22 protein-coding genes are annotated in these 26,400 nt (G+C 73.7%); 13 read left to right on the top strand and 9 right to left on the bottom strand.

The annotated features are described in order from the left end of the window. Positions 1-79 precede the first annotated feature (79 nt). From OOJ91_RS31710 to OOJ91_RS31700, 3 genes are all read left to right on the top strand, one after another. Positions 80-1,030: a sugar kinase gene (locus OOJ91_RS31710; RefSeq protein ID WP_266250866.1), complete on the top strand. Its 951-nt coding sequence runs from the start codon at positions 80-82 to the stop codon at positions 1,028-1,030. Between the two features lie 137 nt (positions 1,031-1,167). Then, positions 1,168-1,818 (top strand): TOPRIM nucleotidyl transferase/hydrolase domain-containing protein, encoded by a 651-nt coding sequence (locus tag OOJ91_RS31705; RefSeq protein WP_266250864.1) that lies wholly within the window; start codon positions 1,168-1,170, stop codon positions 1,816-1,818. A gap of 169 nt (positions 1,819-1,987) precedes the next feature. After that, positions 1,988-2,992 carry an NAD-dependent epimerase/dehydratase family protein gene (locus OOJ91_RS31700; protein ID WP_266250862.1) on the top strand — a complete coding sequence of 335 codons (1,005 nt, stop codon included), beginning with the start codon at positions 1,988-1,990 and terminating at the stop codon, positions 2,990-2,992. 23 nt (positions 2,993-3,015) lie between these two features. Here the strand turns inward: OOJ91_RS31700 and OOJ91_RS31695 are convergent, their stop codons facing one another. Next, positions 3,016-3,990, bottom strand: a complete 975-nt coding sequence (locus OOJ91_RS31695; RefSeq protein ID WP_266250860.1) for an Acg family FMN-binding oxidoreductase — start codon at positions 3,988-3,990, stop codon at positions 3,016-3,018. Between the two features lie 198 nt (positions 3,991-4,188). On the opposite strand from OOJ91_RS31695, the gene OOJ91_RS31690 reads away from it, so the two are divergent. Continuing rightward, positions 4,189-4,827: a response regulator gene (locus tag OOJ91_RS31690; protein WP_266250858.1), complete on the top strand. Its 639-nt coding sequence runs from the start codon at positions 4,189-4,191 to the stop codon at positions 4,825-4,827. A 10-nt stretch (positions 4,828-4,837) separates the two neighbouring features. Here OOJ91_RS31690 and OOJ91_RS31685 read toward each other — a convergent pair whose 3' ends face one another. Continuing rightward, the gene (locus OOJ91_RS31685; protein WP_266251521.1) at positions 4,838-6,514 is read right to left on the bottom strand and encodes a sensor histidine kinase; all 1,677 of its coding nucleotides are present in this window, start codon (positions 6,512-6,514) and stop codon (positions 4,838-4,840) included. A gap of 97 nt (positions 6,515-6,611) precedes the next feature. Next, positions 6,612-7,595, bottom strand: coding sequence for an Acg family FMN-binding oxidoreductase (locus tag OOJ91_RS31680; RefSeq protein WP_266250856.1), 984 nt, complete (start codon positions 7,593-7,595; stop codon positions 6,612-6,614). Between the two features lie 204 nt (positions 7,596-7,799). Between OOJ91_RS31680 and OOJ91_RS31675 the strand changes: the two genes are divergently transcribed. Continuing rightward, a complete protein-coding gene (locus OOJ91_RS31675) occupies positions 7,800-10,154 on the top strand; it encodes a heavy metal translocating P-type ATPase (RefSeq protein WP_323178589.1) in 2,355 nt (784 codons plus the stop codon). Between the two features lie 49 nt (positions 10,155-10,203). Here the strand turns inward: OOJ91_RS31675 and OOJ91_RS31665 are convergent, their stop codons facing one another. The 3 genes from OOJ91_RS31665 to OOJ91_RS31655 all read right to left on the bottom strand — a co-directional run bounded on the left by OOJ91_RS31665 (position 10,204) and on the right by OOJ91_RS31655 (position 14,381). Continuing rightward, positions 10,204-11,049, bottom strand: coding sequence for a universal stress protein (locus tag OOJ91_RS31665; RefSeq protein ID WP_266250854.1), 846 nt, complete (start codon positions 11,047-11,049; stop codon positions 10,204-10,206). A 10-nt stretch (positions 11,050-11,059) separates the two neighbouring features. Beyond that, on the bottom strand, positions 11,060-13,453 hold the full coding sequence (locus OOJ91_RS31660) for a phosphoketolase family protein (protein WP_266250852.1): 2,394 nt from the start codon (positions 13,451-13,453) through the stop codon (positions 11,060-11,062). A 67-nt stretch (positions 13,454-13,520) separates the two neighbouring features. Beyond that, entirely contained in the window at positions 13,521-14,381 is an 861-nt protein-coding gene (locus tag OOJ91_RS31655; protein WP_266250850.1) for a universal stress protein, read from the bottom strand. Positions 14,382-14,557: 176 nt separating this feature from the next. Here OOJ91_RS31655 and OOJ91_RS31650 point away from each other — a divergent pair, with 176 nt between their 5' ends. The 7 genes from OOJ91_RS31650 (at position 14,558) to OOJ91_RS31615 (ending at position 20,839) form a co-directional block, all read left to right on the top strand. Continuing rightward, a complete protein-coding gene (locus OOJ91_RS31650) occupies positions 14,558-14,794 on the top strand; it encodes an HTH domain-containing protein (RefSeq protein ID WP_007457155.1) in 237 nt (78 codons plus the stop codon). Next, complete coding sequence (locus tag OOJ91_RS34450) at positions 14,794-15,372, top strand: Clp protease N-terminal domain-containing protein (protein ID WP_323178598.1); 579 nt, start codon at positions 14,794-14,796, stop codon at positions 15,370-15,372. Before OOJ91_RS31650 ends, OOJ91_RS34450 begins: the two co-directional genes overlap by 1 nt. Before the next feature lie 93 nt (positions 15,373-15,465). Then, positions 15,466-16,470, top strand: a complete 1,005-nt coding sequence (locus OOJ91_RS31635; protein WP_266250844.1) for a diacylglycerol/lipid kinase family protein — start codon at positions 15,466-15,468, stop codon at positions 16,468-16,470. Continuing rightward, complete coding sequence (locus tag OOJ91_RS31630) at positions 16,463-17,464, top strand: YihY/virulence factor BrkB family protein (protein ID WP_266250842.1); 1,002 nt, start codon at positions 16,463-16,465, stop codon at positions 17,462-17,464. Before OOJ91_RS31635 ends, OOJ91_RS31630 begins: the two co-directional genes overlap by 8 nt. A 71-nt stretch (positions 17,465-17,535) precedes the next feature. After that, positions 17,536-19,026 carry a phosphatase PAP2 family protein gene (locus OOJ91_RS31625; protein WP_266250840.1) on the top strand — a complete coding sequence of 497 codons (1,491 nt, stop codon included), beginning with the start codon at positions 17,536-17,538 and terminating at the stop codon, positions 19,024-19,026. A gap of 8 nt (positions 19,027-19,034) precedes the next feature. Continuing rightward, complete coding sequence (locus tag OOJ91_RS31620; RefSeq protein ID WP_266250838.1) at positions 19,035-19,835, top strand: endonuclease/exonuclease/phosphatase family protein; 801 nt, start codon at positions 19,035-19,037, stop codon at positions 19,833-19,835. Between the two features lie 62 nt (positions 19,836-19,897). Beyond that, positions 19,898-20,839 (top strand): hypothetical protein, encoded by a 942-nt coding sequence (locus OOJ91_RS31615; RefSeq protein ID WP_266250836.1) that lies wholly within the window; start codon positions 19,898-19,900, stop codon positions 20,837-20,839. Positions 20,840-21,087: 248 nt separating this feature from the next. Here OOJ91_RS31615 and OOJ91_RS31610 read toward each other — a convergent pair whose 3' ends face one another. After that, on the bottom strand, positions 21,088-22,050 hold the full coding sequence (locus OOJ91_RS31610; protein WP_266250834.1) for a TIGR03557 family F420-dependent LLM class oxidoreductase: 963 nt from the start codon (positions 22,048-22,050) through the stop codon (positions 21,088-21,090). A gap of 378 nt (positions 22,051-22,428) precedes the next feature. Here OOJ91_RS31610 and OOJ91_RS31605 point away from each other — a divergent pair, with 378 nt between their 5' ends. After that, positions 22,429-23,850 carry a cellulase family glycosylhydrolase gene (locus OOJ91_RS31605; protein WP_266250833.1) on the top strand — a complete coding sequence of 474 codons (1,422 nt, stop codon included), beginning with the start codon at positions 22,429-22,431 and terminating at the stop codon, positions 23,848-23,850. Between the two features lie 67 nt (positions 23,851-23,917). Here OOJ91_RS31605 and OOJ91_RS31600 read toward each other — a convergent pair whose 3' ends face one another. Both OOJ91_RS31600 and OOJ91_RS31595 read right to left on the bottom strand, forming a co-directional pair. Further along, positions 23,918-24,238 (bottom strand): DMT family transporter, encoded by a 321-nt coding sequence (locus OOJ91_RS31600; protein ID WP_266250832.1) that lies wholly within the window; start codon positions 24,236-24,238, stop codon positions 23,918-23,920. Between the two features lie 863 nt (positions 24,239-25,101). After that, positions 25,102-26,400 carry an RNA polymerase sigma factor gene (locus OOJ91_RS31595; protein WP_266251517.1) on the bottom strand — a complete coding sequence of 433 codons (1,299 nt, stop codon included), beginning with the start codon at positions 26,398-26,400 and terminating at the stop codon, positions 25,102-25,104.

The following is a 26,400-nucleotide window of genomic DNA, read 5'->3' as shown; positions in this document are numbered from 1 at the left end:
GCCGCCCCATTTCGCAGCGACGACCCGAGGCTCCGGATATCGCGGCCCCTGGTCCGGACGCTGCGCCCGGAGCCGGCCGATGCCTGATCTGGTCACGCTTGGCGAGGCCATGATGGTCGTGCGCACCACGGCCGTCGGCCCGCCGCGGCCCGGCACTGCGGCGCAGCTGTCGTTCGCCGGAGCGGAGTCGACGGTCGCGATCGGGGTCCGGCGGCTCGGCCACTCGGCGCGGTGGATCGGGCGTCTGGGTACGGACGCCTTCGGTGACATGATCCTGGCCGCGCTGCGCGCCGAAGGCGTTGGCGTCGACGCGGTCGCTCGCGACGCGGACCGGCCCACCGGTCTGCTGGTCCGTCATCGGCGTACCGCGGACCGGGCGGCTGTGGCCTACTACCGCACGGGCGGTGCCGGGGCGGCTGTGGGGCCGCGCGACGTTCCCGCCGACGCGCTGCCGGCGGCACGCGTGCTGCACGTGACCGGAATTACCCCGGCGCTCGGGGAACAACCACGCGCCGCGGTCGAGGCCATGGTGGCGGCGGCCCGCCAGGTGCGCGCCCGGATCACCTTCGACGTCAACTACAGGCGTCGCCTGTGGTCCGCGTCCGAGGCCCGGCCGGTGCTGCGTCGACTGGTTGCGGGATCCGCGACCGTGTTCGCCGGGGCCGAGGAGGCCGCTCTCGTGCTCGATCGGCCGGGGCCGGTGGACGCGGTCCAGCTGGCCCGCGGTCTGGCCGAGCTCGGCCCTGAGGAGGTCGTGCTGAAGCTCGGGGCGGCGGGTGCCCTCGTGCTGGCCGGCGATGACGTCGCACGGGTGCCGGCCGTTGCGGTGACGGCCGTGGACGTCGTCGGGGCGGGCGACGGATTCGTCGCGGGCTACCTGTCGGGTCTGCTGGACGAGCTGCCTCCGGCGGGCCGGTTGGCCCGCGGCGCCATCTGCGGGGCGTTCGCGGTGTCCACCACGGGGGACTGGGAGGGTCTGCCGACACGCGCGGAGCTCGGCCTGCTCACCGGCGCGGATGTGGTGCGGTGACTCTGGTGCGAACTGGTCCCGCTACCGCAGGTCGACCACGAGGACGTTCGACATCCTCGTGCCCGGGTCATCCGACGCCGGCCGACAGTCGTGAATCCGGTGGCGGGGCGGGGCCGTTCCTTGCCAGACTCGGCCCCGTGCGAGAGCCGGACCGCTTCCGAGCCGCCGTACGCCTCTGGGCGGCCGGCGGTCCCGACGCGGCGACGGCCGCAGGCGTGGCCCGGGAACTGGCCGCCGGCCTGCGCGCCGTCGTGCTCGTCGAGGGGGTCAGCGACCAGCGTGCGGTGGAGGCGCTGGCGGAGCGACGGGGTCGCGACCTGGCCGCCGAGGGTGTGTGCGTGGTGCCGCTCGGAGGCGCGATGAGCGTTGGTCGGTACCTGCGGCTGTTCGGGGCGCACGGCCTTGCCGTGACCGTACGGGGGCTGTGTGACGAGGCCGAGGAGGGCTTCTTCAGTCGTGGCCTGGAGCAGGCGGGTCGCGGCGCCGGCCTGACCCGGTCGGCGATGGAGGTGCTCGGCTTCCACGTGTGCGTGACCGACCTGGAGGACGAGCTGATCCGCGCGCTCGGCAGCGACGGCGTCGAGCGGGTCGTCGCGGAGCAGGGGGACCTGGCCCGGTTGCGGGTCTTCCAGAACCAGCCCGCCCAACGTGGACGGTCGGTCGAGCGGCAACTGCGTCGTTTCCTGGGCACGATGAGTGGCCGCAAGGCCCGCTACGCGGGGGCCCTCGTACGCGCTCTCGAGCCCGGTGCCGTCCCCCGCCCGCTGGACCGGCTGCTCGCCGGCTGACCGGCCCGACTCCGGTTGGTCGACCCGACCGGGGCTGACCGAGCCGATCCCGGCCGACCCGCCCGGATCCGGCCGCGCGCGGGCGTCGGCGCGGGGTTCTGCCGAGGGCAGATCCGCTCCCGGTGAACAGGAGTGCCGCCCGCCGCCCCGGGCCGGCAGGGTGGAGCCCATGAGATTGCTGGTGTTGGGCGGTACGGGTTTCGTGGGCGGTGCGACGGTCGCCGAGGCGGTACGCCGGGGCTGGTCGGTGACGGTGTTCAACCGGGGGCTGCACGGGTCGGTCCCTCCGGGCGTACACCTGTTGCGGGGTGATCGGAGCGCGCCCGACGGTCTGGCCGCGCTGGCCGGCGGCGAGTGGGACGTGGTGGTGGACACCTGGGACGGCGCGCCGCGCGCCGCGCGCGACGCGGCCCGCGCCCTGGTCGACGCCGTCGGGCACTACGTGTACGTGTCGAGCGGCTCGGTCTACGCCGACCCCGTGGTGCCCGGCTCGGACGAGACCGCGCCGGTGGCCGACGCCGACCCGGCCGCTGTCGACGGCGACTACCAACAGCTCAAGGCGGGGGCGGAGCGGGCGGTGCGGGAGGTGTTCGGGAACCGCGCGCTTGTGGCCCGGGCCGGGCTGATCCTCGGTCCGGGGGAGGACATCGGCAGGCTGCCCTGGTGGCTGAACCGGATGGCGCGGGGCGGCGACGTGCTCGCCCCCGGCCCGGCCGAGCTGCCGATCCAGTGGATCGACGTGCGCGACCTGGCCGGCTGGATGCTGGACCAGGGCGAGCGGGGGCAGGGCGGCACGTTCAACGCGATCAGCCGCCCCGGGCACTCCACAATGGGTGAGCTGCTGGGCGAGTGCGTCGCGGTCACCGGCTCCGACGCCCGGCTGCGCTGGACCGACCCCGAGTCCATCCTCGCCGCCGGCGTGGAGCCGTGGAACGACCTGCCGATCTGGTTGCCGCTCGGGCATCCGTACCGCTGGCTGTTGGAGCGGGACACCAGCCGGGCCCACGCGGCGGGGTTGACCTGCCGGCCGGTGGCCGAGACGGTGGCGGACACGTGGCGGTGGCTGCGGGAGGTCGGCACCGTCCCGCCGCGCGCCGGCAGGCCCGGCCGCGGTTCGGTCGGCCTGGACCCGGCACGGGAGGCGGCGCTGCTCGCCGCCGAGCCGGCGGGCTGAGCTCATCGAGGATCCACGGGCGATCAGCCGCGGTGTACCGGGTGGTCCAGCACCTCGTCGACCACCCGACGTGGGGTCGGTCGGCCCGGCTGGCCGTACCCGATCCGCAGCACCATCTGCGGCGTGCCGAACCGCCCCAGCGACAACCGTAACTGCTCCCGCGCGGTGGGCACCTCGATCGGCTGGGACAGCATCGACACGCCCAACCCGGATTCGGTGGCGGTGAGCAGTACCCGTTGCAGGGCCTGGCCGGCGACCACCTGGTCCACTGCGGTGTTGCCGACCGAGCCGAGCACCCCCACCAGCGGCTCGGGTTCGAAGTCCCGCCCCGGCGCCCGGTCCCGTCCACCGAAGCCGCGCGTCGGCAGCACGTCCTGTGGCTCGTGCGGGGGACCGCCGGCCGAGGTGGGCACGCCGTCCGGTGCGGGCTCCTGACGCAGCCACCGCTGGCGTTCCGCCCGGTAGGCGGGGTCGCGCTCCAGCACCCGGTGCGCGCTGCGGGCGATCTCGCCGAACGCCGTCACCGCGCTCACCCCGATCAGCAGCTCCAGCCAGCACTGCTCGGCGCGGGCCGCCTCGGCGAGTTGCCACCGCGCGTCGGCCGGCACGGGGTCCGGCCAGAACGGAAGCCGGTTGCTGAACCGGCGGTGGATTGCCGCGTACAGGCTCTGCTCGGCGGGGGTGGGCCGGCGCGGGATGTCCGGCGTCAGCCGGGCCAGCAGGTCCGGCTCGGCCGGGTCGGGTCGCAGTCGTACCCGGGCGGGGATGCCGGCCACGGCCAGCGCGAGCCGCAGGTTGAACAGGGCGGCGCCGCAGGCGATCCGGACGCCCCAGCCGCTCGGGTCGGTCGCCGGCAGCCGCCGGGTGGGGTCGGCGAGCACCTCGATCCCGCCGTCGCGCAGCCGCAACCGCCAGGGCTGGGTGTTGTGCAGCGACGGTGCCCGGACTGCGTCTTCGGCGGCGGCCCGCAGGTGGTCCGCGGTGTAGACGATGTCCATGGCGAGGCTCCTTCCCGGTGTGCTGGCGCGGTGCTGCCGCCCATCCCTACCGTCCGCCGGCAGGGGAATCGCGAGCAGGGCCGGACGTCCCGACTCAGCGGGCCCGACCGCCCCTGCCGGCGAATCCCACCCAGTCCGGGTTCGAGTCGGGACCTTCGGCCCGTGCGCCCGCGCCGGCGGCGCGGGTAGAAACGAGAGATGATCCGCGTCTTCCTGCTCGACGACCACGAGGTCGTCCGCCGTGGCCTGGCCGACCTGCTGCAGAGCAGCGGTGACATCGAGGTGGTCGGCGAGTCCGGCTCCGCGCAGGAGGCCAGCCGGCGCATTCCGGCTCTGCGGCCCGACGTCGCGATCCTCGACGCCCGGCTGCCCGACGGCAACGGCATCGACGTGTGCCGCGACGTCCGGGCCGTCGACTCGTCCATCAAGGGCCTGATCCTCACCTCGTACGAGGACGACGAGGCGCTGTTCGCCGCGATCATGGCGGGGGCCGCCGGGTACGTGCTCAAGCAGATCCGTGGCACCGACCTGGTCGACGCGGTGCGGCGGGTGGCGGCCGGGCAGTCCCTGCTCGATCCGGCGATCACCGCCCGGGTGTTGGAGCGCATCCGCAACGGCGTCGAGCAGCCCCGCGAGCTGAAGTCGCTCACCGAGCAGGAGCGCCGGATCCTTGAGTACGTGGCCGAGGGGCTGACCAACAGGGAGATCGCCGGGAAGATGTTCCTGGCGGAGAAGACCGTGAAGAACTACGTCTCAAGCGTGCTGGCGAAGCTCGGCCTGGAGCGTCGCACCCAGGCCGCCGTCCTGGCCACCCGCCTGCTCGGCAAGACCACCTGAGCCGCGCCGGTCAGTCGCGCAGCGGCACTGCCCAGCACAGCTCGGTGCCGCGTGGCTGTGCCGGGCGGATCGTGAACGCGCCGCCCAGGCGGTCGGCCCGTTCCCGCAGGTTGATCAGGCCACCCCGGGCGGCTGCCGGGGCGCAGCCCACCCCGTCGTCGGTGACCGTCACGCTCACCTGCCCGCCGTCGACGCGTACGGCCACGTCGACGCTTGTGGCCTGCGCGTGGCGGACCGTGTTGGACAGCGCCTCGCGCAGCACGGCTGTGAGATCCGGGCGGACACCGTCCGGCACGGCGCTGTCCACCGGGCCGGTCACCTCCAGGTGCGGCGTGAAGCCCAGCGACTCGGCAGCCACCTCGATGGCCTCGCGGATCTCCGTGCGCAACGTGGCAGTCATCGGCGTCCGCAGCTCGAAGATGGTCCGCCGGATGTCGCGGATGGTGGCGTCGAGGTCGTCGACGGCCGCGTTTATCCGCCTCGCCACCTCGGGGCGGGCCATCATCGGCGCGGCGCTCTGCAACTGCAGGCCGGTGGCGAAGAGCCGCTGGATCACCACGTCGTGCAGGTCACGGGCGATCCGTTCGCGGTCCTCCAGGACCACGAGCAACTCCCGCTCCTCCTGACCGCGGGCCCGCTCCATGGCCAGCGCCGCCTGCCCGGCGAAGCTGCCCAGCAGCGCCATGTCCTCCTCGCTGGCGCTGCCGCCACGCTCCGGCCGGTGCGCCACGATCAGCACGCCGTGCAGCGTCTCGGCGGTGGCGAGCGGCGAGATGATCGCCGCCCCGGTGTGGAGCAGCGCCGGCCACGGCGCGGCGTGCGCCAGGTCGTCCACCTGGTCGTGCCGGCCCTCGGCCACGGCTACCCCGAAGCTGGTGTCGGCGGCCGGCAGGACCGCGCCGACAAGCGCCCGGGCCCGCTCGTCGGCGCCGTCGACGACCTCGACCGTGAACTGCGCCGTGTCGGCGTCGTGCAGCAGCACCAGCGCCAACTCCGCCTCGGCGACCTCCCGGGCGCGGCGGGCGACAAGCGCCAGCGCGTCGGTGCGGCGCACCTCACCGAGCAGCACCGTGGTGATCTCGGCGGTCGCGGCGAGCCAGCGTTCCCGCCTGTGGGCCAGCGCGTACAGGCGGGCGTTCTCGATGGCCACGCCGGCGGCGGCCGCGAGCGCGACGACGATCTCCTCGTCGTCCTCGGTGAACTGCGCGCCGCCCTGCTTGTCGGCCAGGTAGAGGTTGCCGAACACCTGGTCACGGATGCGCACCGGCACGCCCAGGAAGCTGTGCATCGGCGGGTGGTTGGCGGGGAAGCCGTACGAGCGCGGGTGCTGGGTGATGTCCGGCATGCGCAGCGGGCGTGGCTCGTCGATGAGCAGGCCGAGCACACCCCGTCCGTGCGGCAGGTCGCCGATCTGCGCGTGCTGCTCGGGCGTGATGCCGTGCACGATGAAGTCGTGCAGCAGCCGGTCCGGACCGACGACGCCCAGCGCGCCGTAGCGGGCGCCGACCAGCTCGCAGGCCGCCTGCACGATGCGTCGCAGGGTGGTGCGCAGATCCAGGTTGGTGCCGATGCCGACGACGGCGTCGAGTAGCGCCCGCAGCCGCTCCCGGCTGGTCATCACCTCACCGACCCGGTCCAGCATCTCCTGGAGCAACTCGTCGAGGCGGACCCGGGACAGCGGGCTCAGCCCGAGCGACGGCGTCGCCGGCGATTCCGGGCGGGGCTGCGGGACGCTGCTGGTCACCGCGCGATCGTAGCGCCGGCGCCGTCGTTCACCAGACCCGTCACCGCACCGCGGAGGTGTCGACCACCTGTTCCACGTCGAGCCGCGGGGTGTGCGGCGGGCCCGCGTGCGCCGGGTCCGCGATCCCCAACCGCAGCACGAGGTACGGGAAGCCGATGCCGGAGAGCATCTGACGCAGGGTCTGCCGGGTGCCCGGGACCTCCACCACCGCGCTGAGCGGCACCACCGACACGCCGAGTCGGGTGGCGGTCAGCCAGGCGGCGGAGAGCGCAGCTCCGGCGCGCAGCCAACTGTCCCGCTCGTCCTCGTCGCCGTGCAGCAGCGCGTACACCGCCGCGCGGTCGTGACCGGGGCCGACCGGCAGGCTGCCGGGACGGCCGAAGTCGCGGGCCGGCACTGTGGTCTGCGGCGGCTGCTCGGGCAGCACCTCGGCCGGCAGCCCGGTGCCGGCGCCGGCGCGACCGGTCCAGTACGCCAGCTCGGCGCGCAGCTCCGGATCCTCGGCCTCGACCGTGTCGGCGTGCCCTGCCGTGGCGGCCAGCTCCAGCACCTGGTCGCGGTCGAGGACCTGCAACCGCCCGCCCTCGGTCGTGACCGCCCGGGTGATCGCCTCGATAGCAGTGGTGGGGACTTCCTCGTCGCTGACCGGCCGCCGGTCGGTGTGCCGGACCGACATGCACTGCACCATCCGCATGGCGTCCGGGTCCGCCCCGGTCCGGCTCAGGTCCGTCAGCCGGGCCAACAGGTCGGTGTCGCCCGGGTCGGGCAGGCGCCGCACCACCGCGCGCCAGCCCTCGGCGGCGAGCGCCAGCCGGGCGTGGTGCAGGGCGGCCCCGCAGCTGATCGCCAGCAGCCGGCCCTCCGGGTCGCCGGCCGCCAGTTGCCGGTCCGCGACGGTACGCAGCTCCAACGCGTCGGGCAGCACCCGCCAGCGCCACGGCTGGGTGTTGTGCACCGAGGGGGCGTGGCCGGCGGTCGCGGCGGCCTCCGCCAACGCGGTGGTCAGCTGGCTGTCCTGACTCATGATCACGACCTTTCCGCCTCTGCCCATCGTGCCTCACCCGGCGGCGTGGTGCGGGGGGATGCCGGTCCATCCTCGGGCATCGGAGGGCGAACCCACACGGGTCGGAGGTCCCGGTCGGCCCGGGACGTTGCGCCCGCCTGCGCCGGGCCGATCGGCCGCCGAAAACGCGCACCGGGGCAGGCCGCGAGCTGCGACGATGCGCAGGTGAAGGCGGAGCCGGCCGAGTGCGTACCGGAGCGGCCGGCTCGAAGCCGCCTCCGGCGCTTGTGGGCGTGGGCGCCGCTGGTCGGGCTGGGTGTCGCCGTACTGGCGGGTGCGGCGCTGCGGATCGCCGGTCGGGCCGGCGCGGCGGACCTGATCTGGGCGGCCGTCACGGTGGCGGCGCTGCTGCCCGCCGTCTGGTCGATGCTGCGGGCGCTGTGGCGCCGGCACTTCGGCGTGGACGTGATCGCCGTGCTGGCTCTGGCCGGTGCGCTCGGGGTCGGCGAGTACCTGGCCGGTGCGGTGATCGCGGTGATGGTGGCGACCGGACGGTCGCTGGAGGCGTACGCGCAGCGCCGGGCGACCCGCGACCTGCGGGCCCTGCTGGAGCACGCTCCGCGTACCGCGCGTCGGCGCGGTCCCGGCGGCGCGATCGAGGTGGTGCCCCTGGACCGGGTGGCCGTGGCGGACCGGTTGCTTGTCGGCCCGGGGGACGTGGTGCCGGTCGACGGGACCATCGACGAGGCGGCCACCCTGGACGAGTCGGTGGTCACCGGGGAGTCCCGGCTGGCGCAGAGGGCGGCCGGCGAGGCGGTGGCCAGTGGTGTGATCAACGCCGGCGCCGGGTTCGGCATGCGGGCGACGAAGAGCGCGGCGCAGAGCACCTATGCCGGGATCGTCCGGCTGGCCGAGGAGGCGACCGCGCACAAGGCGCCCATGGTGCGGCTGGCGGACCGGTACGTCGCCGCGTTCGTGCCGTTCACGCTGGTCCTGGCCGGGTTGGCGTGGCTGCTCTCCGGCGACCTGGTCCGGGCGGTGGCGGTGCTGGTGGTGGCCACCCCCTGTCCGCTGCTGCTGGCCACGCCGATCGCGATCGTGTCCGGGCTGTCCCGGGTGGCCCGGCGCGGGGTGCTGGTCCGCGACGGCGGCGCGCTGGAGCTGCTCGGACGGGCTCGTACCCTGCTGGTCGACAAGACCGGCACGCTGACGGCCGGGCGTCCGCGCGCCGCCGAGACGGTCGTCGCGCCGGGCGGCGACCGGGACGAGGTGCTGCGGCTGGCGGCGTCGGTGGAGCAGCTCTCCCCGCACGTGCTGGCCACCGCGCTGGTTCGGCAGGCCCGCGAGCGGGGTCTGGCGCTGACCGAGCCGACCGGGGTGACCGAGGAGGCGGGCCGGGGGGTGAGCGGCCGGGTCGACGGGCGGTTGATCCGGGTCGGCCAGTTCACCGGCGAGCTGCCCGAGTGGGCGGACCCCGTGCGGGCCCGCACCGAACTGGCCGGCTGGTCCGCGGTGTGGGTGAGCGACGAGGAAAGCCCGCTGGGCGTGATCCTGCTGGAGGATCCGGTACGCCCCGATGCCCGCCGGACCGTGCGCCGGCTGCGCGCGGCGGGCCTGCGGCGGATCGTGATGGTCACCGGTGACCGGCCGGCCACCGCCGCCCAGGTCGCCGAGGCGGTCGGCGTCGACGACGTGCTCGCCCGGTGTACGCCGCAGGAGAAGGTGGACCGGGTCCGGGCGGAGGCCGAGCGGGCGGTCACGGTGATGGTCGGCGACGGGGTGAACGACGCTCCGGCGCTGGCCCAGGCGCACGTGGGTGTGGCGATGGGCGCGACCGGCGCGAGCGCATCCGCGGACGTCGCCGACGCCGTACTCAGCGTGGACCGGCTGGACCGGCTCGCCGACGCGGTGGAGATCGCCCGGTACGCCCGCCGCATCGCGGTGCAGAGCGCCACCGTCGGGATGGGGCTCGCGGTGCTCGCGATGGTCGTGGCAGCGTCCGGCCGGCTGCCGCCGGTCGCCGGCGCGTTCCTGCAGGAGGGCATCGACGTGCTGGTCATCCTCAACGCGTTGCGGGCCCTCCGCGGTGGGCTGCGCCGCCGCGACGTCCCGCCGCGTACCCGGGAGCTGCTCGCCCGCTACGCCGGGGAGCACCAGGCGGTCCGGGACGTGCTGGCCGGGCTGCGCGACACCGCCGACCTGGTCGCCGCCGACCCGGCCTCGCCGAGGTGCCTGCCGGCGGTACGCGAGACGCACCGCCGGCTGAGCGACAAGGTGTTGCCGCACGAGGCAGCCGAGGAACGGCAGCTCTATCCCGCGCTGGCCGACCCGCTGGGCAGCGGGGAGGCGACCTCGACGATGAGCCGGGCGCACGTGGAGATCCGCCGCCAGGTCGACCTGCTCGGCGCGCAGCTCGCCCAGACCGCCGACGGCCGGCTGCGTCCGGATCAGGTGCCCGACCTGCTGGCCACCCTCTACGGGCTGGACGCGGTGCTGCGCCTGCACCTGGCTCAGGAAGAGGAGGAGTTCTTCTCCCTCGACTCGTCCGACCCGTCCGACCCGGCGCCTGCGCACCGCTGATCCGAGCCGACAGCACATCCGCCGGGCGTGCCGTGCGCCCCGGGAGACGTCAGCGTTCCCGGACCACCGCGACCGGGCAGCCGGCGTGCTGGATCAGCTGCTGGCTCACCGAGCCGAGCAGCATTCCCGCCAGGCCGCCCCGGCCACGGCTGCCGACCACCACCAGCTGCGCCGACCGGCTCGCCTCGATGAGCATCGCCGCCGGGCTGCCCCCGACCACGTCGACGGTCATGCTCAGCTCGGGATACGTCCGCCGCCACGGCTCCAGCGTCTCCTGCACGGCGGCCCGCTCGTCAGGCGCTCCGGCCGCCCCGCCGGGGCCGGGCGTCCACGCGTGCAGCACGCGTAGCGGAACCCGTCGCTGGGCCGCCCGTTCCGCCGCGAAGCCGAGCGCCACGAGCGATGGCGCCGAACCGTCCACGCCGACCGCCACCGGGGCGTCCGGTCCGCCTGCCGTTCCGTCGCGGACCACCACGACCGGGCAGTGCGCGTGGGCGGCGACCGCCACCGCCGTCGACCCGGCCAGCAGCCCGCCGAACCCGCCGTGACCTCGGCTGCCGAGCACCAGCAACCCCGCGTCGGCGGAGCGTTCCTGCAACACCAGGGCGGGCGGCCCGTCGTACACCTCGCTGGTGATCGTCAGGCCGGGATGCGCGGCGGCGGCGTCCGCCGCGGCCTTGCGGACCAGGTCGTCGGCCTGCCGCCGGGCGGTGTCGTCCGGCCACACGCCGGGCGCCACGCCCGGACCGACCCAACTGGCCACCGTCAGCCATTCGAAGACGTACGCCAGCCGCACCGGCTGGCCGCTGCGCTCGGCCTCGGTCAGCGCCCAGTCCAGGGCCACCGACGCGTCGGTGGAGCCGTCGTAGCCGACCAGGATCTCCGCGTCCCGCACGTCGTCCTCCTCAGGGGTTTGTCGGGTCGGTCTCGCGGACCCAGCGCCACTCGGCGACCCGGGGGTCGTCCTCGCCGTGCTCGCGTGTGTAGTCGCGGGCGGCCTGGCGGGCGTCGACCATCTGCTGACGCAGGTGCGCGGCGCGGGCGCCCAGGCCGGGTACCCGGTCGATGACGTCGATGACCAGGTGGAACCGGTCCAGGTCGTTGAGCATCACCATGTCGAACGGGGTGGTGGTGGTGCCCTCCTCCTTGTAGCCGCGCACGTGCAGGTTGTCGTGGTTGGAGCGGCGGTAGGTCAGGCGGTGGATCAGCCACGGGTAGCCGTGGTAGGCGAAGATGACCGGCCGGTCCGCGGTGAAGATGGTGTCGAACTCCTTGTCCGGCAGCCCGTGCGGGTGTTCGGTGTCCGGCTGCAGACGCATCAGGTCGACCACGTTGACCAGCCGCACCTTCAGCTCCGGCAGGTGTTCGCGCAGCAGCTCGGTGGCGGCGAGCGTCTCCAGGGTGGGCACGTCACCGCAGCAGGCCAGGACGACGTCCGGCTCGCTGCCGCCGTCGCTGCTGGCCCACTCCCAGATGCCCAGCCCGCGGCGGGTGTGCTGGATCGCCTCGGTCATCGTCAGCCAGTTCGGCGCCGGCTGCTTACCGGCCACCACCACGTTTATGTAGTGCCGGCTGCGTAGGCAGTGGTCCATCGTGGAGAGCAGGGTGTTGGCGTCCGGCGGCAGGTAGACCCGCACCACCTCGGCCTTCTTGTTGACCACGTGGTCGATGAAGCCCGGGTCCTGGTGCGAGAAGCCGTTGTGGTCCTGCCGCCACACGTGGCTGGAGAGCAGGTAGTTCAGCGAGGCGAGGGGCTGCCGCCAGGGGATCGCCCGGGTCACCTTCAGCCACTTGGCGTGCTGGTTGAGCATCGAGTCGACGATGTGGATGAACGCCTCGTAGCTGGTGAAGACGCCGTGCCGGCCGGTCAGCAGGTAACCCTCCAGCCAGCCCTGGCACAGGTGCTCGGAGAGCACCTCCATGACCCGGCCGTCGGGGGAGAGGTGGTCGTCGCCGGGGACCGTGGCGCCCATCCAGGCCCGGTCGGTCACCTCGAAGGCGGCGCCCAACCGGTTGGACGCGACCTCGTCCGGGCCGAACAGCCGGAACGACTGCGGGTTGGCGCTGATCACGTCGCGGATCCACGGGCCGAGCACCCCTGTCGCGCCTGCCATCGGCTGACCCGGCTCCCGGACGTCCACGCCGTAGTCGCGGAAGTCGGGCAGGGTCAGGTCGCGCAGGACCACTCCGCCGTTGGTGACCGGGTTGGCGCTCATCCGTCGGTCACCGCGTGGCGGCAGTGTCCGCAGCTCGTCGACCGGGGCGCCGGTGGCGTCGAACAGCTCCTCCGGCCGGTAGCTGCGCAGCCAGTGCTCCAGCTCGGCCAGGTGCGCCGGGTTGTCGCGTACGCCCGACAGTGGCACCTGGTGAGCGCGGTACGTGCCCTCCACCTGGGTGCCGTCGACCTCGCGGGGGCCCGTCCAGCCCTTCGGCGTGCGCAGCACGATCATCGGCCAGCGGGGACGCTCGACGACGCCGCCGGAGCGTGCCCGGCGCTGGATCGCGGCGATCTCGTCCAGCGCCCGGTCCATCGTGGCCGCGAGCGTGCGGTGCACCACCGCCGGGTCGTCGCCGGACACCACGTACGGCTGGTAGCCGGAGCCCCGCAGGATGCCGAGCAGGTCCTCCTCGGGGATCCGGGCCAGCACGGTCGGGTTGGCGATCTTGTAGCCGTTGAGGTGCAGGATGGGCAGCACCGCGCCGTCGCGGGCCGGATTGAGGAAGACGGTGGAGAGCCAACTGCCGGCAAGCGGCCCGGTCTCCGCCTCACCGTCGCCGATTACGCAGGCCACCACGAGGTCCGGATTGTCGAACGCGGCGCCGTAGGCGTGGCTCAGGGCGTACCCCAGCTCGCCGCCCTCGTGGATCGAGCCCGGCACGTCCGCCGCGACGTGGCTGGGGATGCCGCCGGGGAAGGAGAACTGTCGGAACAGCCGGGCCATCCCGGCCTCGTCGCGGCCCACGTCGTGGTAGCGCTCCGACCAGGTGCCCTCCAGCCACGTGTTGGCCACGATGGCCGGGCCGCCGTGCCCCGGCCCGGTGACCAGCATGGCGTTCACGTCGCGAGCGACGATCACCCGGTTGAGGTGGGCGTAGATCAGATTGAGCCCCGGGCTGGTGCCCCAGTGCCCGAGCAGCCGGGGCTTGATGTCGTCGGGGGTCAGCGGCTCGCGCAGCAGGGGGTTGCCCAGCAGGTAGATCTGCCCGACGGTGAGGTAGTTCGCGGCACGCCAGTAGGCGTCCAGCCGGCGCAGCTCCTCGTCGGTGAGTGCGCGGTGCACGTCGAGAGCGGTGTCCATGATGCTGCCTCTCGCGGGTAGCGGGTGGGTGTCCGGCTTCCAGCCTCGCCGCTGCCGGCGCGGCGGGTCAGGGCCGTTGGTCCCGGGCCGGGCGGGCGTCGGGCCCGGTGAGCGGCATCTCGGCCAGGCCGCGTACGACGACCACCGGGGCGGGGGAGTGGTAGAGCAGGGACTGGGCGACCGCGCCGAGCATGGCTCGTCCGGGTTCGTCGCCCCGGGCGGCGACCACCGCCAGTTGGGCCGACCGGGACGTGTCGACGAGCACCTGCCCGGGGTCGCCACGGACGACCCGGCACTCGGTGGGCACTCCGCTGTGCCGGTCGGCGTGGCGGGCCAGGGCCTCGCCGAGCTGTTCGGCTACCGCGTCGGTGTCCTCGTCGCTCTCCACCACCCGTAGCGCCACGAGGCGGGCGTCGCGCCGGAAGGCGCACTCCACGGCCCAACGCAGGGCGAGGTGGGAGCTGGGTGAGCCGTCCACCCCGACCAGGATCGGGCCCGGTGGCGGTGGTTCGCGGCGGACCACGAGCAGCGGGCAGTCGGCCCGCGCGGCCAACTGCACGGCGGCCGTCTCGGCCGGGACGCACTGGCCGCTGCCTGCCATTCCGCTGTCGCCGACAGCCAGCAGGAAGGCAGTCTCGGACCGGCGGATGAGGGTGGGCAGCAGGCCGCTCTCGACGATCTCCGCGCGCACGGTCAGACCGGGTTCGACATGGTGGGCGAGCTGGGCGGCCCGGGTGATCAGTCTCTCGGCCTGATCCCGGGGCGCCGCGACGGTCTCCGCCGCGAAGGCCGCGTGCCAGTCGAAGGTGTGCACCACGTGCAGGGGGCGGCCGTGCCCGGCGGCCTCCTGCGCGGCCTGCTCCACGACGGGAAGGTCACCGTCCGAGCCGAGGCCGACAAGCACCTCCGCGTCGGCGGATACGGCCATCCGATATCACCTCCCGGGCGTCGCGCCCGGCACGACCGCGCTGTCTCCTGACCGAGGGTAGTCGGGTGGCCACGATGATGGGCCGGTTCCGGCCGGTGGTCAGCACATCGACGGCGAGGCGGCCGGCCCGTCAACAAAGGTTGACAGGAGTGGTGCTGTCAACGTATGTTGACGACATGAGTCAGGCGACGGAACTCGCGGCGGCAGCCGGCAGCACCGACCCCCGGGTCGGGCTGCGCGCCGTCCGCGCGCTGCGCCGGCTGCTCGAGCGACTCGAGGTGGTCCAGGTGGACAACGCCCGACGGCAGGGCTGGTCCTGGCAGGAGATCGCCGACGCGCTCGAGGTCAGCCGGCAGGCGGTGCACAAGAAACACGCTGGGCGACCGGCGGTCAACTCATCCTGGGAGGCGTGATGTTCGAACGGTTCACCGACCGGGCGCGCGGCGTGGTGCGGCAGGCGCTGGAGGAGGCGCGGGCCGAGGGCCAGCGGCCGGTCGGCACCGAGCACCTGCTGCTCGCCCTCCTGGCCGACGAGGCCGGCCTCGCCAGCCGGGTGCTGACCGACGCCGGGGTACGCGCCGACGACCTGCGCGAGCGGGTCCGGCGGCACACCAGCAGCGGAGGCGCCGGCCTCGGTGACGCGGACGCGGCGGCGCTGCGCGAGATCGGCATCGACCTGGCCGCCATCGTGGCCCGCGTCGAAGAGTCCTTCGGCCCCGACGCGCTGCGCGAGGCCGTGCCGGCGCCGCGCAGCCGCTGGAGGCGTCGACGCCACCTCGGCGGGCCGTTCTCGCCCCGGTCGAAGAAGGCGCTGGAGCTGTCGCTGCGGGAGGCGCTGCGGCTGCGCCACAAGCACATCGGCACCGAGCACATCCTGCTCGGGGTGCTGCGTGAGGGCCACGGGCTGGGCGCGCTTGTGCTCACCGAATCGGGGGTCGACCTCGACGATCTGCGCCGACGGGTGGAGACCGCGCTGCGCACGGCGGCGTGACGGGCACCCACGCGTTGAAACCTGTCTGTGGCACTTCCGACGCCTACCGCCCGCCGGGTCGCTGAAGGCGGCCCGGTGCTGCACACTGGCGCCGTGGATGCTGGACAGGACAGGCGCCCCTCAGGTGGCGACGGCGGGCTGCGCTCCGCCGTGGTGGTCAACCCGGCGAAGGTCGACGATCTCGACGAGCTGCGCCGCACCGTGAACGACGCCCTGACCGCCGCCGGCTGGCCCGAGCCGCAGTGGTTCGAGACCACGGTCGACGACCCGGGCCGGGGCCAGACCGAGCAGGCCGTAAAGGCAGGCGTCGACCTGGTCTTCGCCTGCGGCGGCGACGGCACCGTGATGTCCTGCGTCAGCGGGCTCGTCGGCACCGACGTGGCCCTCGCCGTGCTGCCGCAGGGCACCGGCAACCTGCTCGCCGCCAACCTCGGGCTGTCCACCGACCTCGCGGCGGGGCTCCAGGTCGCCGTCGAACGCGGCCGGCGGCTGCTCGACGTCGGCGCGGTCGAGAACCAGTACTTCACAGTCATGGCCGGCATGGGCTTCGACGCCCAGATGCTGGAAGCCACAAACGAGACCACCAAGGCCCGTATCGGCTGGCCCGCGTACGTCGTGGGCGCTGCCCGGCACCTGCGGGACCGGCCGATGCGCGTGCAGATCCGCATCGACGACCGCCCGCCGCTGCGCCGCCGGGCCCGCACAGTCATGATCGCCAACGTCGGCCGACTCCAGGGCGGTGTGACCCTGCTGACCGAGGCCGAGCCGGACGACGGCTGGCTCGACGTCGCCGTGCTCACGCCCCGCAACCTGCGGCACTGGCTCGCGCTCGGCTGGGCGGTGGTTCGCCGCAGCGGCCAGGTGCCGCAGATGGAGGTCTTCCGCGCCCGCCGCGTGGTGGTCAGCAGCAACCGGGCCCAGCCCCGGGAACTGGACGGCGACCTCATCGCACCGGGTCGACGACTGCGCGCCGAGATCCGGCCCAAGGCGCTCTGGCTCTGCGTCCCGCAACCCGAGGACGCCCCCGACCTGTCCGTTGACGCCCAGGGCGCCGGGGAGCGGGGCGAGCAGCTGATCGAGGAAGCGCGCCGTGAGTAGCACCCGGATCGTGCCGGAGACCCGGCTGATGGCCAACGACGAGCTGTCCGCCGACGACGCCTGGCACACACTGCGCCGCAAGGGCAGCTGGCACCTGCTGCGCGACGCGTTCATCAGGTTCCGCTACGGCGACGGGTTCAGCCACTCCCGCGCCTTCGCGCTGCAGCTCTGCCTCGCCGTGGTGCCGTTCCTGATCGCCCTCACCGGCCTGATCAGCGAGCTGGGTGTCGAGGAGGGCGGCCAGGTGGTCGCCGACACCGTGCTGGCGCTCACGCCGGGCCAGAGCGCGCAGATGGTCGGCGAGCTGCTCGGCGAGGGCGAACGCGTCGAGGACGCCGGCGAGCTGGCGCTCACCCTCGGTCTGCTCACCGGGCTTGTCGCGCTGACCACCACGATGGCCCAGATCGAGCGGGGCGCCAACCGCATCTACGGGGTCGAGCGGGACCGCCCGGCCCTGTGGAAGTACCTGCGGGCGGCCATCCTGGCCGTCACCGCCGGCCTGCCCGCCCTGGCCGGCTTCCTGATCCTCGTCGGCGGCGGGGCGATGGGCGACTCGGTCCGCAGACACTACGAGTGGGGCGCGGTCGCCAACGGCATCTGGGACGTGGTCCGCTTCCCGCTGAGCCTCGGACTGACCGTGCTCGCCGTGGCCGTGCTGTTCCGGCACGCGCCACGCCGTAACCAGCCCGGCCTGTCCTGGCTGTTCTTCGGCGCGGGCATCGCCACCGCCCTGTGGTGGCTGGCCAGCCTGCTGCTCGCCGCGTACGTGCGGTTCAGCGAGGGCTTCGGCCAGACCTATGGCGCGCTCACCGGCATGATGGCGCTGCTGCTCTGGGCCAACCTGACAGGCATGGCGCTCTTCGGCGGGCTGGCCTTCGCCGCCCAGTTGGAGGCGCTGCGCATAGGTGTGGAGGAGCCGGCGCAGCCCGACCTGTGGGAGCCCGAGGCCGACCGCGTCGAGCTCTTCGACACCGGGGACATGACGGCCCTCTGAGCGCCGCCGGGGTGTACGCCTGACCCGGATCGGGTACAGCGCCTCGCCAGGTACGACAAGGGAGGTGTGGGGTGACCGCGGTCAAAGAGGTGGCTCGGCGTCCGATCGGCCATTTCGCCGAACGGAGCATCGCCGGCCTGGCGGCCGTCACCGGCGCCGGCGTGGCGTTCGGGCTGTTGTTGTTGCTCGTGCGGGTGCGGTGGAGCCCATTGCAGGACGCCGACCACGCGGTCGCCGAGTGGTTCAACTCGCTCGTCGCCCCGCACCACCCGCTGGTCACCGTGCTGCAGGCGGTGACCGACCTGGGCGGCCGGCCGATCCTCATCTGGCTTGTCACCATCGCGGTGGTCGGGCTGCTGATCCGACGGCAGCCCCGGCTGGCCGTCTACCTGATCATCACCGGGGTCGGTGGGCTGATCCTCGACCCGTCGCTCAAGACGCTCGTCGGCCGGCTCCGCCCGGTGGTGGACATCCCGGTCGCCAGCGCACCGGGCAACAGCTTCCCGAGCGGGCACGCGCTCGGCTCGTTCGTCGCGTACGGGGCGCTGCTGCTGGTGTTCCTGCCGGCGATGGCGCCGCGCTGGCGCAAGCCCGCGATCGTCGGCGTCGGTGTGCTGGTGGCGCTGATCGGGTTGACCCGGATCGCGCTGGGCGTGCACTTCGTCTCCGACGTGCTGGCCGGCTGGCTGCTCGGCGCCGTGTGGCTGGGCGTGACCGCGTACGCCTTCCGGCTGTGGCGGCGCGAGCGTGGCCGGCCGGTGCCGCCGCTGAGCGAGGGGCTGGAGCCGGAGGCCGGGCACGACATCGCCCCCGCCCCCGCCGAGGAGCACGTGCTGGCGCACCCCCGCTCGGCGGTGGCCGAGCTGCTGGTCGGCTGGGTGCTGGTGTTCGGCGCGCTGTACGGCTTCGGCACGTACGTCAGCTACCACGCCAAGGGCACCTTCTTCGACACCCTCGACACCGAGGTCCCGCGCTGGTTCGCCGCCCGGCACACCGACTTCCTGACCGAGGTGAGCTGGTGGTGGAGCAAGTTCGGGGACACCCACGCGATCCTGCTCATCTCGCTTGTGTTCTGCCCGCTGGTGCTCGCGGTGTGGCGGCGGTGGCGACCGGTGCTGTTCGTGGCGCTGGCCATGGTCGGTGAGCTGACCCTCTTCCTCGCCTCGGCGCGGGCGGTCGAGCGGCCACGGCCCCCGGTGGAGAACCTGGACGGGCAGATGCCCACGTCCTCCTTCCCGTCCGGGCACATCGCCGCGACGATCTGCGTCTGGCTGGCGATCACCCTCATCGTGTTCCCGCGTACCGACCGCTGGTGGCGGTGGATCTTCGTGGCGCTGGCCGTGATCATGCCGGCCGGGGTGGCCACCTCGCGGATGTACCGGGGGATGCACCACCCGACCGACTTCATGGGCGCGATCCTGCTCTCCGCCCTCTGGATCGGGCTGCTCTATCTCGTGATCCGCCCGAACGCCGACCTGAAGGAGGGCAACCAGCCGGCAATCGAGTCGGAGGACGTGGACACCCTCGACGACGAGCTGGCGCGCGCCGGCCGAGCGGACTGAGCGCCGCCGTGCGGGTGCTGACCTGGAACATCCGCACCGGCGGCCGGGACCGCAACGGCACCGACCGGCTGGATCAGGTGGTCCAGGTCGTCAACGAGCAGGCACCGGACGTGCTGGCCCTGCAGGAGCTGCGCGGCTTCGACTCGGACGGGTTGCTGGCCGACGTGGCGGGTCGGGTGGGGATGACGCCCCACCTGGCCCGGTCCTGCTTCGGGCAGCCGGTGGCGGTGCTGGTCCGGCCGCCGTACCAGGTTCTCGACGCGGGGGCGCTGCGCCGGCCGTTCCACCACGCCGCCGTCCGTGTCGTGGTGTCCACCTCGGCGGGTCCGCTCACCGTGTTCGGCACGCACCTCTATCCGTACTCGGGGGGACGCCGGCGGATGGAGGTCGACTGGCTGGTGGCGGCGATGCGCCGCGCCCCGGGGCCGTTGACGCTGCTCGCCGGCGACCTCAACTCGCTCGACCCGACCGTCGACCACACCGAGCGGCTGGCCGGCCTGCCGGCCCTGTACCGGCGACGGCACCTGCGCCGGGGCGGTCGCGGCGTGGACACCCGGGCGGTCGCCCGTCTGCTCGCCGCCAACCTCGTCGACCTGTGGCCGTCGTCGAACGTCGGAGCGCCGGAGGCCGACGGCCTGACCGTGCCCACCCGGTTCGGCGGTGCCGAGTTCGCCGGGATGCGGCTGGACTACCTGCTCGGCACTCGCGCGGTGGCCGAGCGGGTGCGTGGCTGCCGGGTGATCCGTGGCGGGGTCGCGGACACGGCCTCCGACCACTATCCGCTGCTCACCACCCTCGACCTGACCTGACGCCGCCAGGGCGTGGCGCTGCCGGCCACCACGGTTGGCGCGGCTCGGTTACCGTGCCCACAGTGACCGATCGCCCCACCGTTCGCGCGCCCCTGCCCGCGCCGCGACCCGCGCACCCGACCGCGCCGATCGTGACGCGTCCGGTCCGCGACCTGTCGGCCCCACACACGGCGGAGCCGGCCGCCGTCGCGCTTCCGCTTGTCGCGGCCGTCGCGCGCGGTCTGGCGTTGGTGCTGGTGCTGCCGGTACGCCTGCTCTGGGAGTTGATCGCGGCTGCCGGCCGGCTGGTGTACCGGAGTCTGCTCAGCCCCGCCGGCCGGTTCCTGCGCCGCTGGTTGCTGTCCCCACTGGCCTGGGTGCTGCACCGCCTCCTGTGGCTTCCGCTGGTCTGGGCCGCGCGCAACCTGCTCTGGCTCCCGCTGCGGTGGGCGGCCCGTACTCTCGTCTGGCTTCCGCTGGTCTGGCTGGGGCGAGGGTTCGCCTGGGTTGTCGGCACCCTTATCTGGCGTCCGCTGGTCTGGCTTGCGTACGCGGTGGCCTCGGTGGCCCGCACGCTGCTCTGGGCGCCGCTGCTCTGGTTGGCCCGGGTGGTGCTCCGTCCGCCTCTGGTCGGGCTGGGCCGCGTGCTGGTCTGGCTCGTCGATCACCTGGTGGTGCGGCCGGTGCGGTGGCTGGGCGCGGCACTGCGGCCCGCCGGCCGGCTGGTCGTCGCCGCGGTGGTCGGCGCCTGGCGGACTGCCGGCCGGCTGCTGCGGCTGCTCCACCGACTGCTGCTGCGCCCGCTCGGACGAGGGCTGCGCTGGTTGTGGCGGCACACCGTCCGCCCGCTGGCGCGGGGTGTCCGCTGGGTCTGGTCGGCCACGGTAGTGCCTGTGGCACACGCTGTAGGGGCGCTCTGGCGGGCCACGGTCACACCCGCGGCGCGATGGATCAGGCGTTCGGTGCTCGACCCGGCCCGGCTGGCCACCCGAGAGGTGCTCAGCGCACTGGGCCTGCGGCGCTGACGTCGGCGCCGCCCAGGTGCGGACGGCTCAGAGCACGACGTTGAGCAGAACGGTCAGCACCACCGAGGCGACGATCGAGAAGAGGATCATCAGGAGGCAGCCGAGGCCGCCGCCGAGGGGTCGGATCTCCGTGTTGCCGAAGCGCATGGGATCTCACCTGTTCGTGGGAGTCGGGCACGGAGCCGGCCGGGGCGCGGCAATGGAGAGCCGCGGCTCGGCCGGCCCGAATCGACAGGCGGGCGTCGACCTCACAGTTGGCGCAGCCGGGGCAGCAGCTGCTCCTGTGCCCAGTCCAGGAACATCGGCTGGGTCTCGCCGCCGACCTGAACGATCGCCACGTGCGTGAAGCCGGCGTCGACGAACCTGCGGAACGCCTCGACGTGCGCTTCCACGTCCGGCCCGCAGGAGATGCCCTCGGCAACGTCCTCCTCCCGGACGAACTGGGTGGCGGCGGCGAAGGCATCCGGGTCGGGCAGATCGGCGTTGACCTTCCAACCCATGCCGAACCAGCGGAACTGGTCGTGCACGATCTTGCGGCACTCGGCCTCGTCCGGGCCGTAGCAGATGGCCACCTGCCCGTAGCGGGGCTGGCCGGCCCCGCCGGCGTCGTCGTACATCTCGATGATGTGCCGGTCGGGCTCGGTGGAGACGAGGCCGTTGCCGTACTCGGCGGCGAGTGTGGCGGACTGCCGGCCGGAGGCGGCGATTGCCATCGGCACCGGCCGCTCGGGGCGGTCCCAGACGTAGGCGTCGGGCACGTCGAAGTGGTTGCCGGAGAAGGTCAACGTCTCACCGTTGAGCAGCGGCCGGATGATCTGCAGCGCCTCCTCGAACATCTCGTGGCGCTGCTGCACGTGCGGCCAGCCGCCGACGACGTGTTCGTTGAGGTTCTCCCCGGCGCCCAGGCCGAGGGTGAACCGCCCGTCCGAGAGCGCCCCGATGGTGCTTGCCTTCTGCGCGACCACGGCCGGGTGGTAGCGGCGGATCGGGCAGGTCACGAAGGACATCAGCTCCGCGCGGGAGGTGGCGTGCGCGACCGCGCCGAGCACCGACCAGGCGTACGGGGAGTGGCCCTGGGCGTCGAGCCAGGGATAGTAGTGGTCAGAGATCACCAGTTGGTCGAAGCCGGCGGCCTCGGCCCGTACCGCGTGGTCCACCAGTTGCTTCGGACCGGCCTGCTCGCACATCAGGGTGTAGCCGACGCTCACCATCCGGGTATCTCCTTCTCGCCGACGGTTCGTCCCGAGATACCCAGGTCAGCAGCGGTCAACCCTCTCGTCCGGTTCGGACGGGCGATGCTTGACGGATGTCGGAGACCGGCCTACCGTCGTCTTAACCGGTTAAGACCTACGGTCTGGCGCACATCCTGTGGTGGGGATGACCGCCCCGTGACGGCCCGCGTCCGCGCGGGCCGTTTCGGCTGTCTGCGCCCCCTGGCCGGGCTACTGAACCGGTTGCTAGGGCTGACCCATCGCCCTACGCTGATGCGAGCGTCGCCGGGAGTCGGGTGGCGGCTGTCGGGCTGCAGCCGCCTTCCCCTGTCACGTCCCACCCCTGTCGGGCATCGGGGGTCCTCCCTGAGGAAGGCCATGAAGACTCGACTCTCCGCCGCCGGCGCGGCCCTGCTCGCGCTGCTCCTCGCCGTGCTGGCGTTCGGCCAGCCGGCGCACGCCGCGGCCGGCTTCTCCGTCGCGGGCGGCAAGCTGTACGACGCCAACGGCGCCGAATTCATCATGCGCGGGGTGAACCACGCCCACACCTGGTATCCGCAGCAGACCCGCTCGTTCGCCGACGTCAAGGCGCTCGGCGCGAACACCGTGCGGGTGGTCCTCGCCAGCGGCGACCGGTGGACCCGCAACACCAACGCCGACGTCGCCAACGTCATCTCGCTGTGCAAGGCCAACCGGCTGATCTGCGTGCTGGAGGTGCACGACACCACCGGCTACGGCGAGCAGAGTGGCGCGATCACACTTGACCGCGCCGTCGACTACTGGCTCAGCCTCGCCGACGTCCTCGCCGGACAGGAGCGGTACGTCCTCGTCAACATCGGCAACGAGCCGTACGGCAACCAGAACTACGGGTCGTGGGCCACCGACAACGCCAACGCGATCAAGCGGCTGCGCGCCGGTGGGTTGACCCACACCATCATGGTGGACGCCCCGAACTGGGGGCAGGACTGGTCCTTCACGATGCGGGACAACGCGGCGTCGGTCTTCGCCGCGGATCCGGCCCGCAACACGGTCTTCTCCATCCACATGTACGGCGTCTTCGACACCGCCGCCGAGATCAGCGACTACCTGGGCCGTTTCCGCGCGGCAGGGCTGCCCATCGTGGTCGGTGAGTTCGGCTTCAACCACTCCGACGGGGACCCGGACGAGGACACCATCCTCGCGTACAGCCAGGCGAACGGGATCGGCTGGCTGGGCTGGTCGTGGAGCGGCAACGGGGGTGGCGTGGAGTATCTCGACATGGCCACCGCGTTCAACCCGGCCAGCCTGACCACTTGGGGGCAGCGGATCTTCAACGGCGTCAACGGCATCCGGCAGACGGCCCGCGAGGCAAGCGTCTTCGGCGGCACCCCGCCGTCGACCACGCCCCCGCCGAGCACGCCGCCCCCGACGACGCCCCCACCGACGACGCCCCCACCGACGACGCCCCCGCCGACGACGCCGCCTCCCACGACGCCCCCGCCGAGCACGCCGCCGCCCGCCGGTGGCTGCACGGCGACGTACACGGTGCTCAACCAGTGGCAGGGCGGCTTCCAGGCCGAGGTACGGGTGACCGCGGGCGCGACGGCGATCGCCGGCTGGACCGCCAGGTGGACCCTCGCCAACGGCCAGAGCGTCACCCAGTCCTGGAACGCGACGGTCACCAGCAGCGGATCCACGGTGACCGCGCGCAACGTGGACTACAACGGGCGACTGGCGGCAGGCGCCAGCGCCAGCTTCGGCTTCCTCGGTGGCTGGAGCGGCACCAACCCCAAGCCTGAGGTGAGCTGCACGGCGACCTGACCGACACCAGGTGGCCGGGCCCCGCACCGGACCCGGCCACCGCGTCCGGCCACCGCGCCGGCTGCTGTCAGTGCTCTCCGGTCAGGTTCACGATGACCACCCCCGCGATGATCAGAGCGATGCCGGCGAGCTTGACCAGCCCGACCGACTCACCCAGGAACACCGCGCCGATCGCCACGATCGCCGCGGTCCCCAGACCCGACCAGAGGGCGTACGCGACACCTACCGGTATCTCCTTCACGGCCTGGGCCAGCAGGAGGAACGCCAGCGCGTACCCGGTGAGGCAGCCAAGCGTCGGCCAGAGGCGGCTGAACCCGGCGGTACTCTTGATCAGGCTGGTCGCCACAACCTCGGCAAGGATGGCGATCCCCAACAACACGTACGCCATGCGGCTCCTCAATCCTCGGCGGTCGCTGCTCGGCGGTCGGCGGGTCGGATCGCCGGTGCCCAGGCTAGTGCCGGACTTGTGGGCCCTCCGGCGATGCTTCAGATCCGGCTACGCCAGTCGGACCGACCTCTGCCGCACCGTCCGAGCGCGCGGACCGTCCCCCCGCCGCCCGCCTGCTGCCCGCCGCCGCGCCGCCGCCCCGCGCCGCCCGGTGCGGACCGCCGCCCGCCGCCGCCCGCCGCCGCCCGCTGCGGACCGCCGCCCGCCGCCCGCCGCTGCCCGGTGCGGACCGTCTCCCCGCCGCCCGCTGCCCGGTGCGGACCGTCTCCCCGCCGCCCGCTGCCCGGTGCGGACCGTCTCCCCGCCGCCCGCCGCCCGCCGCCCGCCGCCGCCCGCCGCCCACCGCCCGCCGCCCGCCGCCCGCCGCCCCAACGGTGGTCGGGCCGGGCGTCTGCGGTCCTGGCCGGGCGTCTGCGGCCTGGTCGGGCCGCCTCGTCCCTGTCGTCGCGTCGGCCGCTCCGGCGTCTGGTTAATAGCCTTTGGAGCTGATGCCACAAACGAATCGGATGTGCCGGACGGCCCACCCGACCGATGGGTGATGCATCCACGACATCAGCTCCATAGGCAGCGGGCATACCCCGTCGCCCCCGACCGGGCCAGCTCACCCGGCCGAGCAACGCGCCACCACGGCGACGCGGTCCGCTCTCGGTGCGGTCCGCTCTCGGTGCGGTGCGGTGCGGTGCGGTGCGGTGCGGTGCGGTGCGGTGCGGTGCGGTGCGCTGCGGTGCGCTGCGCTGCGGTGCGGTGCGTGCGGTGGGCTGCCATGCCGTGTCGTGTCGTGTCGTGCAAGGCCGTACCTCGGGTCAGGGCACATCGGGACGGTGCGGCGCCTCGGCGGAGGCAGGCCCGTCCGGTGGGCCGGAGGCGAGCCGGGCGGCTCGCATGGTGAGGTAGCGCTGTTCGGGAAGGCTGCTGGTACGCGCGGCGGCGGCGCGGTAGTCCTCGATCGCCCGCTGCCGGTCGCCGGCCATCTCGTGCAGGTGCGCGCGGGCGGCGGCCAGCCGGTGGTGCCCCGCCAGCCGGGGATCGTCGCCCAGCGCGTCGAGGGCCGTGAGGCCGGCCGCGGCTCCGTGCACCATGGCGGTCGCCACGGCCCGGTTGAGTGCCACCACGGGGGTGCCGGCGAGTCGTTCCAGCACCTCGTAGAGCGCCAGGATCTGCGGCCAGTCGGTCGCCTTGGTGCTCGACGCCTCGTCGTGCAGGGCGGCGATGGCGGCCTGCACCTGGTATGGGCCGACCGGACCGCGCGGCAGCGCCCGGGTGACAAGTGCGACTCCCTCGGCGATCGCCGCCGCGTCCCAGCGGCTGCGGTCCTGGTCGGCCAGGGAGATCAGCTCGCCGGAGGGGCCGGTCCGCGCCGGGCTGCGCGCCTCGGTGAGCAGCAGCAACGCCAGCAGCCCGGCCGTCTCGCTGTCGTCGGGCAGTCGCGTGTGCAGCGCGCGGGTCAGTCGGATCGCCTCGGCCGCGAGGTCGACGCGGCGCAGGGCCGGGCCGGCGGTGCTTGTGTGCCCCTCGGTGAAGATCAGGTAGAGCACCTGCCGGACGGCGGCCAGCCGGTCTGCCCGCTCTGCCTCCTCCGGCATCCGAAACGGCAGACCGGACGAGCGGATACGCTGCTTGGCCCGACTGATCCGCTGGGCCATTGTCGCCTCGGGCACCAGGAACGCGCGGGCTATCTCGGCTGTGGTGAGCCCGCCGACCGCGCGCAGGGTCAGCGCGACCGCCGAGGCCGGGGCGAGCGCCGGGTGACAGCACATGAAGAGCAGCACCAGGGCGTCGTCCCGCTCGGCGGTCAACTCCTCGTCCGCTGCCGGCGCGTACTGCCGGTCGTCGGGGTCCCGGCGGGCGACCAGGTCCTCCCGGCGGCGGCGGGCCTGCTCGCCGCGGATCAGCTCGATCATCCGGCGGTAGCCGACCTGGATCAGCCAACCGCGCGGGTTCGCCGGCAGTCCGTCGGCCGGCCACTGGGTCACGGCGGCGAGCAGCGCCTCCTGTACGGCGTCCTCGGCGGTGGCGAAGTCACCGAACCGGCGGGCGAGCACGCCGAGGACCTGCGGCGCCAACTCGCGCAGCAGGTCCTCGAGGTGGGGATCGGTGGTCAG

The organism is Micromonospora lupini (genome assembly GCF_026342015.1).
Taxonomy (GTDB): Bacteria; Actinomycetota; Actinomycetes; order Mycobacteriales; family Micromonosporaceae; genus Micromonospora; species Micromonospora lupini_B.
This window is presented reverse-complemented; position numbering and strand designations above follow the sequence as displayed.